This window comes from Pseudomonas gessardii (genome assembly GCF_001983165.1).
Lineage (GTDB): Bacteria > Pseudomonadota > Gammaproteobacteria > Pseudomonadales > Pseudomonadaceae > Aquipseudomonas > Aquipseudomonas gessardii.
On the sequence record NZ_MNPU01000011.1, the window covers coordinates 86,102 to 100,581 of the forward strand.

The 14,480-nt window shown below is 62.2% G+C and carries 15 protein-coding genes; 8 read left to right on the forward strand and 7 right to left on the reverse strand.

Annotated features, from left to right (window positions below; all coding sequences use genetic code 11):
- Positions 1–13: 13 nt before the first annotated feature.
- Positions 14–601 carry a sigma-E factor negative regulatory protein gene (locus tag BLL38_RS10485; RefSeq protein ID WP_076962511.1) on the reverse strand — a complete coding sequence of 196 codons (588 nt, stop codon included), beginning with the start codon at positions 599–601 and terminating at the stop codon, positions 14–16.
- Between the two features lie 32 nt (positions 602–633).
- Positions 634–1,215, reverse strand: a complete 582-nt coding sequence (rpoE, locus tag BLL38_RS10490) for an RNA polymerase sigma factor RpoE/AlgU (protein WP_003172477.1) — start codon at positions 1,213–1,215, stop codon at positions 634–636.
- 467 nt (positions 1,216–1,682) lie between these two features.
- Between rpoE and nadB the strand changes: the two genes are divergently transcribed.
- A complete protein-coding gene (nadB, locus tag BLL38_RS10495; protein WP_076962512.1) occupies positions 1,683–3,299 on the forward strand; it encodes an L-aspartate oxidase in 1,617 nt (538 codons plus the stop codon).
- On the opposite strand, the gene BLL38_RS10500 is transcribed toward nadB, so the two are convergent.
- Both BLL38_RS10500 and BLL38_RS10505 read right to left on the reverse strand, forming a co-directional pair.
- A complete protein-coding gene (locus BLL38_RS10500; RefSeq protein WP_076962513.1) occupies positions 3,268–3,720 on the reverse strand; it encodes a protein YgfX in 453 nt (150 codons plus the stop codon). The genes nadB and BLL38_RS10500 overlap by 32 nt on opposite strands.
- Positions 3,704–3,958, reverse strand: coding sequence for an FAD assembly factor SdhE (locus BLL38_RS10505; protein WP_017736358.1), 255 nt, complete (start codon positions 3,956–3,958; stop codon positions 3,704–3,706). The genes BLL38_RS10500 and BLL38_RS10505 overlap by 17 nt, the downstream gene beginning before the upstream one ends.
- Before the next feature lie 137 nt (positions 3,959–4,095).
- On the opposite strand from BLL38_RS10505, the gene ygfZ reads away from it, so the two are divergent.
- Together ygfZ and BLL38_RS10515 are read left to right on the forward strand one after the other, a co-directional pair.
- Positions 4,096–5,037, forward strand: coding sequence for a CAF17-like 4Fe-4S cluster assembly/insertion protein YgfZ (ygfZ, locus tag BLL38_RS10510; RefSeq protein WP_076962514.1), 942 nt, complete (start codon positions 4,096–4,098; stop codon positions 5,035–5,037).
- Positions 5,038–5,073: 36 nt separating this feature from the next.
- A complete protein-coding gene (locus BLL38_RS10515) occupies positions 5,074–5,895 on the forward strand; it encodes an HDOD domain-containing protein (RefSeq protein WP_076962515.1) in 822 nt (273 codons plus the stop codon).
- A 20-nt stretch (positions 5,896–5,915) separates the two neighbouring features.
- Here the strand turns inward: BLL38_RS10515 and BLL38_RS10520 are convergent, their stop codons facing one another.
- The gene (locus tag BLL38_RS10520) at positions 5,916–7,301 is read right to left on the reverse strand and encodes a sensor histidine kinase (protein WP_076962516.1); all 1,386 of its coding nucleotides are present in this window, start codon (positions 7,299–7,301) and stop codon (positions 5,916–5,918) included.
- Positions 7,294–7,965, reverse strand: a complete 672-nt coding sequence (locus BLL38_RS10525) for a response regulator (protein ID WP_029299087.1) — start codon at positions 7,963–7,965, stop codon at positions 7,294–7,296. Before BLL38_RS10525 ends, BLL38_RS10520 begins: the two co-directional genes overlap by 8 nt.
- Positions 7,966–8,212: 247 nt before the next feature.
- Between BLL38_RS10525 and BLL38_RS10530 the strand changes: the two genes are divergently transcribed.
- The 5 genes from BLL38_RS10530 (at position 8,213) to BLL38_RS10550 (ending at position 13,670) form a co-directional block, all read left to right on the forward strand.
- Positions 8,213–9,505 carry an OprD family porin gene (locus BLL38_RS10530; protein WP_076962517.1) on the forward strand — a complete coding sequence of 431 codons (1,293 nt, stop codon included), beginning with the start codon at positions 8,213–8,215 and terminating at the stop codon, positions 9,503–9,505.
- A gap of 45 nt (positions 9,506–9,550) precedes the next feature.
- Positions 9,551–10,534 (forward strand): Bug family tripartite tricarboxylate transporter substrate binding protein, encoded by a 984-nt coding sequence (locus tag BLL38_RS10535; protein ID WP_076962518.1) that lies wholly within the window; start codon positions 9,551–9,553, stop codon positions 10,532–10,534.
- Positions 10,535–10,665: 131 nt separating this feature from the next.
- The gene (locus tag BLL38_RS10540) at positions 10,666–11,124 is read left to right on the forward strand and encodes a tripartite tricarboxylate transporter TctB family protein (RefSeq protein WP_076962519.1); all 459 of its coding nucleotides are present in this window, start codon (positions 10,666–10,668) and stop codon (positions 11,122–11,124) included.
- Position 11,125: 1 nt separating this feature from the next.
- Positions 11,126–12,640, forward strand: a complete 1,515-nt coding sequence (locus tag BLL38_RS10545) for a tripartite tricarboxylate transporter permease (RefSeq protein ID WP_076962520.1) — start codon at positions 11,126–11,128, stop codon at positions 12,638–12,640.
- The gene (locus BLL38_RS10550) at positions 12,633–13,670 is read left to right on the forward strand and encodes an AbrB family transcriptional regulator (protein ID WP_076962521.1); all 1,038 of its coding nucleotides are present in this window, start codon (positions 12,633–12,635) and stop codon (positions 13,668–13,670) included. Before BLL38_RS10545 ends, BLL38_RS10550 begins: the two co-directional genes overlap by 8 nt.
- Before the next feature lie 65 nt (positions 13,671–13,735).
- Here the strand turns inward: BLL38_RS10550 and ung are convergent, their stop codons facing one another.
- Positions 13,736–14,431: a uracil-DNA glycosylase gene (gene ung, locus BLL38_RS10555; RefSeq protein ID WP_162493905.1), complete on the reverse strand. Its 696-nt coding sequence runs from the start codon at positions 14,429–14,431 to the stop codon at positions 13,736–13,738.
- Between the last annotated feature and the right edge of the window lie 49 nt (positions 14,432–14,480).

Here is a 14,480-nt window from a genome sequence, read left to right on the forward strand (position 1 = left end):
GCTCCTTAGCGGTTTAGCGGTTTTCCAGGCTTGCAGCACGAGCGTATGGCAGCGCGCTTTCGGTGCCTTTTACCGCCGATTCCTGAGCGTGCTGGCGAAGGTAGCCTGGCAGACGCTGATCCTGCCAGCCGGACTGCCCCTGAAGCACACCATTGGCCATCGGGCCAGTTGCCTCAGCGCTTTCCTTGTAGCCAGCCAGAACAGCCGGACCCTTGACCTGCGGACCGGCCATGACCGGCTGCTGGGTTTGCTGGGCCAGTTCGGCACCGGCGATTTCGTCCTGGTTGTACAGGCGCACACCGGCCAGTACGGCCACAGTCACCGAAGCAGCGACTGCCAGGCGACCGAGGCTACGCCAAGGGCCACGTGCAGCTTTTGCCGGAACGGCTTCATCGGCCAGCGCAGCAGAAACGGCCGCAGCAATATCCAGACGAGGGATTAGTAGATCCTTGTGCATCACCGCCCGAGCGACTTGGTAACGAGACCAGGTATCACGGGTTTGGGCATCATCAAATGCGTTGAGCACTCGACGAAGTTCCAGTTCATCCGCTTCGTTATCCATCACTGCGGACAGCGATTCCTGCAGGGCATCACGACTCATGGCGGTTCCTCTCTTGGCTGTCGCCGCTGTCTTTAGTTTTCCTGCAACAACGGTTGCAGGGCTTTATCGATGGCTTCCCGAGCCCGGAAAATCCGGGAGCGTACGGTCCCCACCGGGCATTGCATGACGCTCGCAATGTCCTCGTAACTCAGACCATCGAATTCACGTAAAGTTAACGCCGTACGCAAATCTTCTGGCAGTTGCTGAATAGTACGGTGGACGGTGCCTTCGATCTCATCGCGCAGCAATGCACGCTCCGGCGACTCGAGATCTTTGAGGCCGTGATCACCATCGTAAAATTCTGCATCTTCCGAACTCACATCACTATCGGGTGGGCGGCGGCCGCGAGACACCAGATAGTTCTTCGCCGTGTTGATGGCGATGCGGTACAGCCACGTGTAGAACGCACTGTCACCGCGAAAATTACCGAGTGCACGGTAGGCCTTGATAAAGGCCTCCTGTGCAACGTCCTGCGCTTCATGGGTGTCGTGCACGAACCGCACGATCAACCCGAGAATTTTGTGCTGGTATTTCAGCACTAGCAGATCAAATGCGCGCTTGTCGCCGCGTTGAACGCGCTCGACCAGCTGCTGATCCTCTTCCTGGGTTAGCATGAACACTCCTCGTTGTACTTGCAGGAGGCGTGCATAACTAAACGATCAGGCTTGCAAACATAGACTAGGACTTTTCGCAAAAGTTCTCCCCCTTCAAGCAAGTTTCCGGTGGGCTCTGTTTTGGCACACACGAAAAACGCAGCGCGGGCATAGCCGGCTGCGTGAATAATCTTGTCGCCGGTTTTCTGACGCCCCATGTTCCAGGCCAATCAGTAAAACCAACGTTTTCCCAGCTTTCGGGCATCCTGTTATGGAGTCGGGGCGGATGCAAAAGTTCCCATCTCGACACCCGAGCGCCTCATCAAAGCCGTGCAGTTCGTTCACCGTAGTCTCACAATGCCACGAATGCCCGGCTATTGTGCCGATAGCCCCCTCTATATACTAGTGGGCCGTGTGACCCTTTGATTCGCCGATCCAGGCGTCCTGTTTGCGCCACCCCTCGGATCGCTTTTTGCGGAATCCCATAAATGAGCCAACAGTTTCAACACGATGTCCTGGTGATTGGTAGCGGCGCCGCAGGCCTGAGCCTTGCACTGACCCTGCCGAGCCATCTGCGCATAGCCGTACTGAGCAAGGGCGACCTGGCCAACGGTTCGACGTTCTGGGCCCAGGGTGGGGTTGCCGCCGTGCTCGATGACACCGACACGGTGCAATCCCACGTTGAAGACACCCTCAACGCCGGCGGCGGCCTGTGCAATGAAGACGCGGTGCGTTTCACCGTCGAACACAGCCGCGAAGCCATCCAGTGGCTGATTGACCAGGGGGTGCCATTTACCCGCGATGAACATGCCGGCAGTGATGACGGCGGTTTCGAGTTCCACCTGACCCGCGAAGGCGGCCATAGCCACCGGCGCATCATCCATGCCGCCGACGCCACCGGCGCCGCAATCTTCAAGACCCTGCTCGCCCAGGCCCGGCAACGGCCGAATATCGAACTGCTGGAGCAACGGGTCGCCGTCGACCTGATCACCGAAAAACGCCTGGGCCTGGCGGGCGAGCGCTGCCTGGGGGCCTACGTGCTCAACCGCGCCAGCGGCGAAGTCGATACCTACGGCGCGCGCTTCACCATCCTGGCCTCAGGGGGCGCCGCCAAGGTCTACCTCTACACCAGCAACCCCGATGGCGCCTGCGGGGATGGCATCGCCATGGCCTGGCGCTCGGGCTGCCGGGTGGCGAACCTGGAGTTCAACCAGTTCCACCCCACCTGCCTGTATCACCCCCAGGCCAAGAGCTTCCTGATCACCGAAGCCCTGCGCGGTGAAGGTGCGCACTTGAAGCTGCCCAACGGCGAACGCTTCATGCAGCGCTTCGACCCGCGGGCCGAACTGGCGCCACGGGATATCGTGGCCCGCGCCATCGACCACGAGATGAAGCGCCTGGGCATCGACTGCGTCTACCTGGACATCAGCCACAAGCCCGCCGACTTTATCAAGACCCACTTCCCGACGGTCTACGAGCGCTGCCTGGCTTTCAATATCGATATCACCCAAGGGCCGATCCCGGTGGTGCCGGCGGCGCATTACACTTGTGGCGGGGTGATGGTCGACCAGCGCGGCCGTACCGACGTGCCGGGCCTGTATGCTATCGGCGAGACCAGCTTCACCGGCCTGCACGGCGCCAACCGCATGGCCAGCAACTCGCTGCTCGAATGCTTCGTCTACGCCCGCTCCGCCGCCGCCGACATCCTCGAACAACTGCCACGCATCCCGGTGCCGGCCGCCCTGCCCCGCTGGGATGCCAGCCAGGTCACCGACTCGGACGAAGACGTGATCATCGCCCACAACTGGGACGAGCTGCGGCGTTTCATGTGGGACTACGTGGGGATCGTGCGCACCAACAAGCGCTTGGCGCGTGCCCAGCACCGGGTGCGCTTGCTGCTGGATGAAATCGACGAGTTCTACAGCAACTACAAGGTCAGCCGCGACCTGATCGAGTTGCGCAACCTGGCCCAGGTCGCCGAACTGATGATCCGCTCGGCCATGGCGCGCAAGGAAAGCCGGGGCCTGCATTACACCCTCGACTACCCGCAGATGCTGCCCGAAGCCCTCGACACTATCCTGGTGCCAACCACCTACGGCGGCTGAACTTCAAGCGCACCCGCAGGCGCCGATGCACATCGGCGGCCTGCGAATCGCGCGGCACACAGATCGAGCGCACCCGCCAATCGCCCGGCAACCGGTAGCGCAGTACCACCATCAGCGGCAATGCCAGGCTGTCGGGGCGCAACTGCACGGCGTGCCAGCCCCGTGCCGCGCTCCACAATTGCCAGCCGTCGGCATTGCGCCGCAGGCCACGAACCGACGAAGGGTGGGTCAAGCGAATATGCCGCGGTAGCGTCCACAGCCCATGGACCAGGCACGCCAGCACACCGAGCGCAGCCATCGAGAAAGGTACAGCCAACAGGCACAGCGCACCGAGCGCAAGCACCTGGGCGAGGAGATACGCCGCCAGCAAGCGCCCACTGGCCTGCCAGCGGCACTCGAAGGTATTACTTGGGCTGGACACGATCCAGGATCATCCGCACCATGCGCTGCAGCTCCGGGTCTTCTGATTCGGCACGCTCCATAAACCAGCCGAACATGTCCTGGTCTTCGCAGGTCAGCAGCCGGACGTAGAGGTCGCGATCGACCTTATCGAGGGTCGCGTACACCTCTTTGGTGAACGGCACCAGCAACACATCCAACTCCAGCATGCCGCGACGGCTGTGCCAGTACAGGCGATTGATTTCTACATCTTCGACCATGGAGCGCTCCTCAAATAGGGCGCAAGTATACAGGCCCGCGCCCCTCGGAACAGTCGGCTTTGGTCGGGCTGATGAAACTACCCATTTGCCGGGCACCCCTCTATGATGCACCCATGACTTTCCAACTGCGATGACCCATGGCTGACTCTGCTTTCTTCTGTCCCCTGTCCCACGAAGGCGTCCTGGCCGTTCGCGGCGCTGACGCGGCCAAGTTCCTCCAGGGGCAACTGACCTGCAACCTCAACTACCTCAACGACACCCACGCCAGCCTCGGCGCGCGCTGTACCCAAAAAGGGCGTATGCAGTCGAGCTTCCGTATCGTGCTGCAAGGTGACGGTGTGCTGCTGGCCATGGCCAGCGAGCTGCTGGAACCGCAGTTGGCGGACCTGAAGAAATACGCGGTCTTTTCCAAGTCCAAGCTGACGGACGAAAGCGCTGCCTGGGCCCGCTTCGGCCTGGCCGACGCCGACCAGGCCCTCGCCAGCCTGGGCCTGGAACTGCCCGCCGAGACCGACAGCGTGGCGCGCCATGAAGAGCTGCTGGCCATTCGCGTCTCCCCCGGCCGCGCCGAGCTCTGGGGCCCTGCGGCGCAAGCCGACACCCTGCGCAGCCAACTGGCCGCAACCCTTGCCGAAGGCGACCTCAATGCCTGGCTGCTGGGGCAGATCCGCGCTGGCCTCGGCCAGGTCATGGCCCAGACCCGCGAGCTGTTCATCCCGCAGATGCTCAACCTGCAGGCGGTCGGCGGCGTGAGCTTCAAGAAGGGCTGCTACACCGGCCAGGAAATCGTCGCCCGTATGCAATACCTGGGCAAACTCAAGCGCCGCCTGTACCGCCTGAGCCTGGACGGCACGGCATTGCCCGAGCCGGGCACGCCACTGTTTGCGCCCAGCCATACCAGCGCCATCGGTGAGGTGGTGATCGCCGCCCGGGCCGACGAAGGGATTGAACTTCTGGCGGTGCTGCAAGCCGAAGCAGCCGACAGTGGCGATGTGCATTTAGGTACGCTGGAAGGCCCGGGCCTCATGTTGCTTGACCTGCCTTACCGACTGGACCGCGATCGCGAGATCCAGCGTTAATTGCCGCACCCTTTTGCAACACCCTAGAGAGCATGAATGAACAAACTGGCGGAAAAAGTCCAACAGGCGTTGGTGACGGCCATCGATAACGATGACCTGGTTCTGCCCACGTTACCGGAAGTGGCCCTGAAAATTCGTCAGGCCGCCGAAGACCCCGAAGTCAGCATCAGCCATTTGAGCAAAGTCATCGGCCGTGACACCGCCCTGAGCGCGCGCCTGATCAAAGTGGTCAACAGCCCGCTGTTGCGGGCATCCCAGGAAGTCACCGACCTGCACACCGCCATCACCCGCCTGGGCACCAACTACAGCAGTAACCTGGCGATTGGTTTGGTGATGGAGCAGATATTCCATGCCCGCTCCGAAGTCGTCGAACACAAGATGCGCGAAGTCTGGCGCCGCAGCCTCGAAGTCGCGGGCGTCTGCTACGCCTTGTGCCGCAACCACAGCCAGCTCAAGCCGGACCAGGCGGCACTCGGCGGGCTGGTGCACCAGATCGGCGTGCTGCCGATCCTGACCTACGCCGAAGATCACTATGAACTGCTCTCCGACCCGGTCAGCCTCAACCATGTGATCGATAGCATCCACCCGCTGCTGGGGGACAAGCTGCTGCGCGGCTGGGACTTCCCGGAAATGCTGGTGAATGTGCCCGCGCACTACCAGGACCTTGAGCGCGAATCGGCCAGCCTGGACTATGTCGACCTGGTGCAAGTGGCCGTGCTGTATTGCCACAAGAACACCGAGCACCCGCTGGCCAATGCTGTGCTGTCGAACCTGCCGGCCTTCAAGAAATTGCGCATCGACCCGCTCAATGAAGCGGTGCGCACCGAACTGGACGAAGCGCGCTCGATGTTCGACTGAGCCCCCGTAGCCAGGCAGGTTTAACCTGCGATAAAGCTCACCCGCACCTTGAGCCCTTTGCGCTCGCCATCATGCAGGCTGATCTGGGCCAGGTGCGCGCGGCAGATTTCGCCGACAATCGCCAAGCCAAGGCCCGAACCTGCGCCCTGCTGGTTACGCCGGTAGAAGCGCTCGAACACCCGATCCCGCTCGTCCAGTGGAATGCCCGGGCCATCGTCTTCCACTTCCAGCACCGCCGGCGCCGTGACCCGCAATATCACATTGCCACCTGACGGTGTATGCGCCAGGGCGTTATCCACCAGGTTGCTCAACAGTTCATTCAGCAAGGTCGGCTCGCCACGCAACCACACCGGTTCATCGGCCTCCAACGCCAGCGCCACGCCCCGCGCATGCGCCAGGGGCGCCATGGCCATGCCCAACTCACGGGCCAATTGGCTGAGGTCGAGCAACTGCGCGCCACCTTCGGCAATCGCCCGCGCACCGTTTTCGATGCGGGCCAGGGACAGCAACTGATTGGCCAGGTGGGTCAAGCGATCCGTGCCTTGCGCCGTTGTTTCCAGGGTGCTGCGCCAGATCGCCGGTTCCTCGGCGCGCAGGCCCAACTCCAGCCGGGCCTTGAGGGCCGCCAGCGGGGTGCGCAATTCGTGGGCCGCATCGGCGATAAACTGGGCCTGGCGCTCGAACTGCCCGCGCAAGCGTTCGGTAAAGTGATTCAACGCTCGCACCAGCGGCCCGAATTCGTGCTGCACCTCAACCAACGGCAAGGGGCGCAGATCATCCGGCTGGCGCTCTTCCACTGCCGTGCGCAAGCGCTCCAGCGGGCGCAACGCCGCACTCACCGCGAACCACACCAGCAACAAGGCACCGACGGCCAGCATGCCCAGGCGCAGCAGAGTGTCGGCCATCAGGCTGCGGGCCATGCTGACGCGGGCTTCGTCGGTTTCGGCCACACGGATTTCGGCCATGCCGTTCATATTCGGCTCCGACACCGCCTTGAGCAGGCTCACCACCCGCACATTCTGCCCCTGGTACTTGGCGTTATAGAACCGCGCCAGGGCCGGGTAATCGTCGGTGCGTGGCGTACCGGGCGGCGGGCCAGGCAGGTGTTCGTAGCCAGAAATCAGCTTCTGGTGAATATCATTGACCTGGTAGTAAATCCGCCCGGCACTGTCGTAGGCGAAGGTGTCCAATGCCACGTAGGGCACATCGGCGCTCAGGGTGCCGTCACGCTGGGACAACCCGGCAGCGATGGTGCGGGCCGAGGCCAGCAGGGTGCGGTCGTAGGCGGTGTCGGCCGCCTCGCGACCGTTCCAGTAGGCACTCAAGCCGCTGGCCAGCATCAGCACCACCAACAGCAATGCCAGGTTCCACAGCAAACGCCAACGCAGGCTGCTGTGCTTACGCATCGCGGGCTTCCAGCAAGTAACCAAGGCCGCGGAAGGTAACGATGGCAACCGGCTGGCCATCAAGCTTCTTGCGCAAGCGATGCACATAGATTTCGATCGCGTCGGGGCTGGCTTCCTCGTCCAGGCCAAATACCTGGGACGCCAGTTGTTCCTTGCTCATGACCCGGCCAGGACGGGCGATCAGCGCTTCAAGCACCGCCTGCTCGCGGGAGGTCAGCGTCAGCAGTTCACCGCCGAGGGTAAAACGCCGGGTTTCCACGTCATACACCAGCACCCCGCAGGTCTGCTGCCGCTCGCCGCCCAGCACACTGCGGCGCAACAGGGCCTTGACCCTGGCTTCCAGCTCGGTCAACTCAAAGGGCTTGGCCAGATAGTCATCGGCCCCCAGGTTAAGGCCATGCACCCGATCCTTTACATCGCTGCGGGCGGTGAGCATCAACACCGGCAGGTTTTTCCCACGGGCCCGCAAGCGCGCCAGCACCTCGAAACCGTCCATGCGCGGCAGGCCCACATCGAGAATCGCCACCGCGTACTCCTCGCTGCTCAAGGCCAGGTCCGCAGCCACGCCATCGTGCAGCACATCCACCGTCAAGCCCGTGCTCTTGAGCGCTTGGGCCACACTTTCGGCGAGTTGCAAATGGTCTTCGACGAGCAGGACACGCATGGATTCTTACCTCGTTAAGGGGTGGCCGACGCCGCCCCGGGTTGACCAACTCGCGGCGCAGTTTACAGCCGCAGCCTGTGCTGTGAAGCCCGAAAACATGGAAAGGGCGTTGAAAGGTTAGTGAAAGGTTCGCCCATTAGCATCCAAAAACGGATGGTTATACCTTCCGAGCTATCTGACCTATAGCGCCCGAAAAACGCCCTGATGCGTTTTCGCCAAATAAAAACAATAAACGGAGTACACCCCGATGCTGCCTACACGGCCCAATACTTGCCCGTCTGTTCGTTTTTCCCGCCTGACCCAGACCGCCCTCGCCAGTGCCGCTACCCTTGCCGGCTTTTCGCCGCTTGCCCAGGCTGCCTTCTTTGAAGACAGTAGCGCGACCCTGGAAACCCGCAACATGTACTTCAACCGCGACTTTCGCGACGGCACCAGCGCCCAGCAATCCAAGCGCGACGAGTGGGCCCAGGGCTTTATGCTCAACCTGCAGTCGGGCTACACCGACGGCACCGTCGGCTTTGGCGTGGATGCGCTGGGCATGCTCGGGGTCAAGCTCGACTCCAGCCCGGACCGCACCGGCAGCGGCCTGCTGCCGACCCACGATGATGGCCGCGCCGCCGACGAATACTCGAAGCTGGGCCTGACCGGCAAAGTGAAAATCTCGGCCACCGAGCTGAAAATCGGTTCGCTGATCCCTGAGCTGCCAATCCTCAAGCCCAACGACGGGCGCATCCTGCCGCAGACCTTCAACGGCGGCCTGCTGACCTCCAAGGAGTTCAAGAACCTGACGTTCACCGGCGGGCGCCTGGACAAGGTCAAGGACCGCAACGACAGCAACTATGAGGATATCGCCCTCAACAACAAGAACGGCCGCTTCGTCAGTGGAGCCACCGGCAAATACTTCAACTTCGGCGGCGTGGACTACAAGTTTGCCGAAAAAGTCACCGGCAGCTACCACTTCGCCCAACTGGATGACGTGTACCGCCAGCACTTCCTCGGCCTGCTCACTTCCAGCCCGATGGGCCCCGGCACCTTCGCCGCCGACATGCGCCTGGCCATCAGCGATGACGCCGGCAGTGCACGCGCTGGCAACATTGACAACAAATCCTTCAGTAGCATTTTCAGCTACGGCCTCAACGGCCATAAACTGAGCGCCGGCTACCAGCGCATGTTCGGTGACAGTGCATTCCCCTATGTGGATGGCAGCAACCCGTACCTCATCAACTTCGTGCAGCTCAACGACTTTGCCGGCGCCGAAGAACGCTCCTGGCAGGCCCGCTACGACTACGACTTCGCCAAGCTGGGGATTCCCGGCCTGAGTTTCATGAGCCGTTACATGTCCGGTGACAATATCCAGCTCAAGAACGGCGACACCGGCAAAGAGTGGGAACGCGACACCGAGATCAAATACGTGGTGCAAAGCGGCACCCTCAAGGACGTGGCCGTGCGCCTGCGCAACGCCACCTACCGCTCCAACTACTCGGCCCGGGACGCAGACGAAGTGCGCGTGCTGGTCAGTTACAGCGTCGCGCTGTGGTAACCACTGAAAGTCATCTCCCCAATAACAACAATGACGGAGTTCCTCATGTCTTCATCCCTGCGTAAATTTGCCCTGGCCGCCGGCTGCATGCTGTTTGCCGGTCAACTGCTGGCCGCCGAAGAACCCAAGCGCCCGGAATGCATCGCACCGGCCTCCCCCGGCGGTGGTTTTGACCTGACCTGCAAGCTGGTGCAAAGCGCACTGATCAACGAAAAGCTGCTGAGCAAGCCGATGCGCGTGACCTACATGCCCGGCGGCGTCGGGGCGGTGGCCTACAACGCCGTCGTGGCCCAGCGCCCCGCCGATGCCGGCACGCTGGTGGCCTGGTCCAGCGGTTCGCTGCTGAACCTGGCCCAGGGCAAGTTCGGGCGTTTTGATGAGAGCGCCGTGAAATGGCTGGCCGCCGTCGGCACCAGTTATGGCGCGATTGCGGTCAAATCCGACTCGCCCTACAAGAGCCTCGACGACCTGGTCCAGGCCCTGAAGAAAGATCCGAGCAAAGTGGTGATCGGCTCCGGCGGCACCGTCGGCAGCCAGGACTGGATGCAAACCGCACTGATCGCCAAGGCCGCCGGGATCAACCCGCGTGACCTGCGTTACGTGGCCCTCGAAGGCGGCGGTGAAATCGCCACCGCCCTGCTCGGCGGGCATATCCAGGTCGGCAGTACCGATATCTCCGACTCCATGCCACATATCCAGAGTGGTGATATGCGCCTGCTGGCGGTGTTCTCCGAGCAGCGCCTGGACGAGCCGGAAATGAAGGATATCCCGACGGCCAAGGAGCAAGGCTACGACATCGTCTGGCCGGTGGTGCGTGGTTTCTACCTCGGGCCAAAAGTCAGCGATGAAGACTACGCCTGGTGGAAAGCCGCGTTCGACAAACTGCTGGCCTCCGAGGACTTCGCCAAGCTGCGCGACCAGCGCGAGCTGTTCCCGTTCGCCATGACCGGCCAGGAGCTGGACACCTACGTGAAGAAACAGGTGGCTGACTACAAAGTGCTGGCCAAAGAGTTCGGCCTGATCCAGTAATCGCCCCTCTGTGGGAGCGGGCTTGCTCGCGAAAAACTGCAACGAGGACGCGTGCTGCCTGGATACACGCGATGTCCTGGCGTTCTTCGTGAGCAAGCTAGCGCCTACACGAGTCGCAAAGGAGTCCCCCTATGCTCTTACAACGCATTTTCGCTGGCGTGATGTTGTTGGTCTGCATCGGCCTGGCGCTGATGGCCTGGCCCTATCAGGCGGCCTTTTCCTACGAACCCGTAGGACCCCGGGCGTTCCCGCTGCTGCTGCTCGGGCTGATGGGCCTGGCGCTGATCTACATGCTGATTCGTCCGCAACCCACCAAACATACTGAAGATGAACCGGCGCTGGACCGCCCGACCCTGGTCAAGATCGGGATCTGCGTGGTCTTGCTGCTGGTGTTTGCCGCCACGTTTGAACCCCTGGGTTTCATGCTCAGCAGCATGCTGATCGGTATTCCGATGGCACGGCTGTATGGCGGCCGCTGGCTGCCCAGTGCGGTGGTCATCACCTTGATGAGCGTCGGTCTTTATCTGCTGTTCGATAAAACCATGGACGTGCCGCTGCCCCTCGGTCTGCTCGACGTTCTGGAGAACTGATATGGATACTTTTGGCTATTTGGGCCAGGGTTTCGGCGTCGCGCTGAGCCCCTATAACCTGGTGACCGCACTGATCGGCACCCTGATCGGCACCGTGGTTGGGCTGTTGCCAGGCCTGGGGCCGATCAATGGCGTGGCCTTGTTGATCCCCATCGCGTTCGCCCTGGGCCTGCCGCCCGAGTCGGCGCTGATCCTGCTGGCAGCGGTGTACCTGGGCTGCGAATATGGCGGGCGGATCAGCTCGATCCTGCTGAACATCCCGGGCGAAGCCTCCACCGTGATGACCACCCTCGACGGCTACCCGATGGCCCGTAAAGGCATGGCCGGTGTAGCGTTGTCGTTGTCGGCCTGGAGTTCGTTCATCGGTGCGTTTATCGCCACCTGCGGCATGGTGCTGTTCGCACCGCTGCTGGCCAAATGGGCGATAGCCTTCGGCCCGGCGGAATATTTCGTCCTGATGGTGTTTGCGATTGTCTGCCTGGGCGGCATGGCCGGTGACAAACCGCTGAAAACCTTTGTCGCAGCGCTGATCGGCCTGTTCCTGTCGGCGGTGGGTATCGACGCCAACAGTGGCGTGTACCGCTTCACTGGCGACAATATTCACCTGACGGACGGCATCCAGTTCGTGGTCCTGGTACTGGGCCTGTTCTCTATCAGTGAAATCCTCCTGCTCCTGGAAAAAACCCACCGCGGCCAGGAAGCCGTGAAAGCTACCGGACGCATGATGTTCAACGTCAAGGAAGCCTTGTCGGTGTTGACGGTGAACATACGTTGCGGCATCTCGGGCTTTATCATCGGCGTGCTGCCCGGTGCCGGTGCGACCATGGCCTCGGCCGTGGCCTACATGACCGAGAAACGTATCGCCGGCGCCAGTGGCAAGTTCGGCCAGGGCGACATGCGCGGCCTGGCCGCCCCGGAAACCGCCATTGGCGCTTCAGTCTGCGGCGCCATGGTGCCAATGCTGACCCTGGGCGTTCCAGGCTCGGGCACCACGGCAGTGATGATCGGCGCCCTGTCGCTGTACAACATCACACCTGGCCCGCTGCTGTTCCAACAACAACCGGACATTGTCTGGGGCCTGATCGCTTCGCTGTTTATCGCCAACATCATGCTGGTGGTCCTCAACATCCCGATGATCCGTATCTTCACGCGCATCCTTGCCGTGCCGAACTGGGCACTGGTGCCGGTGATTGCCATCATCACCGCGATTGGCGTCTACGCGGTCCACGCCACCACCTTCGATCTGTTCCTGATGATCGGCATCGGCATCTTCGGCTATATCCTGCGCAAGCTGGATTTCCCGCTGTCGCCACTGCTGCTGGGCTTTATCCTCGGCGGCCTGATGGAGCAGAACCTGCGTCGGGCGCTGTCGATCTCCAACGGTGCGCTGGAGATCCTGTGGTCCAGCCCGATCACCTTTGGTGTGTGGGTGCTGACCGCAATCATGCTGTTCGTACCGCTGCTGCGCATCTGGCGCAAGCGCGCCCTGCAGCGTCGTGCTGTAGCCGATGTCTGAGGTTAGCCTCAGACATTGGTGGGGAACACCGCTGGTCGGCCTGGCCGGCGGTTACCTGGCCAGCCTGATCGGCTGGCCTTTGCCGTATATGGTCGGCTCGTTGCTGGCGATCATCCTGGTGCGTTGCCTCACCCCTTGGCAGTTGGCCGAGATTCCTGGCGGGCGTAAATGCGGGCAATGGGTGGTAGGCATCGGCATCGGCCTGCACTTCACCCCGTTGGTGATCGAGCAGGTGATGAGCCACTTTGGCCTGATCTTCTTCGGTGCGCTGGTCACCAGCCTGTCAAGCATTGTCGGTGTGTGGCTGATGCGCCGCAGCGGTGAAGACCGCGCCACCGCGTTTTTTTCGAGCATGCCGGGCGGTTCCGGCGAGATGGTCAACCTGGGCGCGCGCAATGGCGCAGTGCTCAGTCGCGTAGCCGCTGGCCAGAGCCTGCGGGTATTGCTGGTGGTGCTGTGCGTGCCGGCGATCTTCAAGTACTTGCTGGGCGGCGGTGCGCCACAGTTTCACCCGGCGCCCGTGGATTGGGCCTGGCTGGCCCTGTTGTTTCCCGTCGGCGCCCTGGTCGCCTGGGGTTGGCAGCGCCTGCGCCAACCCAACCCCTGGTTGTTCGGGCCGTTGCTGGTCAGCGCTATCGCCAGTATCACCTGGGATCTGCACATCGGCCTGCCCGACGGCGGCAGCCAAATCGGCCAATGGTTGATCGGCAGCGGCCTGGGTTGCCACTTCAACCGGCAGTTCTTCCGCCGGGCGCCGTCGTTCATGGGCCGTACGGTGATTGGCACACTGCTGAGCATGTTGATCGCCACCCTGGCGGCGCTGGGCTTGAGTGCGTTGACGCAGTTGGATCTGCGTTCGCTGACGCTGGGCATGATGCCCGGCGGGATTGCGGAGATGAGTTTGACGGCGCAGACCCTGCAACTGTCGGTGCCGTTGGTGACGGCAATGCAGGTGATGCGACTGTTGTTTGTGTTGTTCCTGGCAGAGCCATTATTCCGCCACTGGAACCGCCAGCCGGGCACCGTCTAAAAGCTGGCACCTCTCTACTGTGGGAGCGAGCAAGCCCGCTCCCACACACCCATTGGCGTTGAGCCTTAGATAGGCGGCAACCGCCACTCGATCGGCGTCTCGCCATTTTGCTCAAGAAACTTGTTGGTCCGGCTGAAATGCCCACACCCCAAGAACCCGCGATACGCCGACAACGGCGATGGATGCACCGAGGTCAGCACCAGGTGCTTGGTCGCATCGATCAGCTTCTGCTTGCCCTGGGCATGGGCGCCCCACAGCAGGAACACCAAATGCGGCTGATGCTCACTGACCACCTCGATCACCCGGTCGGTAAAGAACTGCCAGCCCTTGCCCGCATGGGCGTTGGCATTGGCGCGCTCCACGGTCATGGTGGTGTTGAGCAGCAACACGCCCTGGTCAGCCCAGCTTTGCAGGCAGCCGTGGCTGGGGATATCGATATTGAGGTCGCGCTTGAGCTCTTTATAGATATTGACCAAGGACGGCGGCGCCGGCACGCCCGGCTGCACCGAGAAGCACAGGCCATGGGCCTGGCCGGGGCCGTGGTACGGGTCCTGGCCGAGGATCACCACCTTGACCTTGTCCAGCGGTGTGGAGTTGAGTGCGTTGAAGATCAGCGGGCCCGGCGGGTAGATTTCCTTGCCCGCCGCGTGCTCCTGGCGCAGGAACTCGCGCAGCTCGTTCATGTACGGCTGCTCGAACTCCTCGCGCAGGGCGTGTTTCCAGCTCGGTTCGAGTTTGATACGGTCGTCGGCAGTCATCAGAAAAGCATCATGTAAAAAAGAATGGGCGAACCCTAGGAAAGCCCACCCC